This is a genomic window from Frankia sp. Hr75.2, assembly GCF_949319125.1.
GTDB classification, from domain to species: domain Bacteria; phylum Actinomycetota; class Actinomycetes; order Frankiales; family Frankiaceae; genus Parafrankia; species Parafrankia soli.
Genome location: NZ_CASGGV010000157.1, coordinates 1 through 1,311, shown reverse-complemented (window position 1 = coordinate 1,311; position 1,311 = coordinate 1). Strand labels below are relative to the sequence as shown.

1 protein-coding gene is annotated in these 1,311 nt (G+C 66.6%); it reads left to right on the top strand.

Annotation, left to right across the window (positions count from 1 at the left end; genetic code table 11):
- Positions 1-43: 43 nt before the first annotated feature.
- A partial coding sequence (locus AC559T_RS13280; RefSeq protein ID WP_498868894.1) for a condensation domain-containing protein occupies positions 44-1,311 on the top strand: 1,268 nt, incomplete at its 3' end.

The following is a 1,311-nucleotide window of genomic DNA, read 5'->3' as shown; positions in this document are numbered from 1 at the left end:
GATTGATCGCCTGGGCGGGCCGGGGGGCCGGTATGTGGTGCCAATGGTGCTTCGCCTGTCTGGGGAACTGGACGTCGGCATACTTGATGCTGCGGTGAAGGATGTAGTCACCCGGCACGAGGCATTGCGAACCCTGATTGTTGAAGACGACGGGCGGCTGCGCCAGGTGGTCGTCCCCGCCCAGGACGCGAGCGTTCGCCTCACGCTGATCCCGGAGGATCTCTCCGGTGCCGGGGGTGACGCCGTAGAGGAACGGATCGCCGACTTCGTGCGGCAGGGGTTTGACCTGGCGGCAGACATTCCCTTCCGTGCCGGCTTGTTGCGGGAGGCTGGCACGGAGTGGGTACTGGTGCTGGCGGTGCATCACCATGCGGTGGACGAGTGGTCGCTGCCGGTGCTGCTGGGGGACCTGTCAACCGCATACCAGGCCCGGTCGGCCGGTTGTGAGCCGGGGTGGGCGCCACTGAAAATGCAGTACGCCGACTACGCGATCTGGCAACGAGACATCCTCGGGGATCCCGCCGACCCGGATTCCGAACTCGCTCAGCATTTGAGCTATTGGCGTAATGCCCTCGCTGACGCGCCGGAGGAATCCACGATCACCCTGGACCGGTCTCGCCCTGCCGAGCCCACCCACCAGGGCGGTGATGCCGCGTTCGCCGTCGCGTCCGAGACTGTGACGGGGTTGCGGGGCGCCGCGCAGCACAACGGCGTGAGCATGTTCATGATCGTGCAGGCCGCGATCGCGCTGACGGTCTCCGCGCTCGGCGGAGGAAACGACGTAGTGATCGGTTCCCCGGTCGGGGGCCGCACTGAGGACGGCCTGGAGAACCTAGTCGGGTACTTCGTCAATACCCTCCCCCTGCGCCACCGGCTCCGACCCGACGACACGATCAGCGAACTCCTCGGGCGCGCCCGGCAAACGGTGCTGGATGGGCTCGCACACCAGGCCGCACCGTTCGAGCACATCGTGTCCGCCGTCGGCGTCGACCGGTCCGCTGCCCGCAACCCGGTCTTCCAGGTCATGCTCACCTACCAGAACCTGTCCGGCGGGCCCGACCTGCTCAATCTCCCCGGAGTCACCGCTCGGCAACAACGCGCTTCCCTCGGAGCGGTCAAGACGGATCTGGACATCTACGTGGACGAGACCCAGCACACCCTCACTGGGTCTCTGAGCTTTGCCACTGACCTGTTCAACCCGGGCACCGCGGAGCGATTCCTCGCTCTCCTACAACGAACCCTCACCACGATCGCGGCCCGCCCCGACACGCGGATCGCCGATCTTCAGGTGCTATCCGACGCCGATGCCGT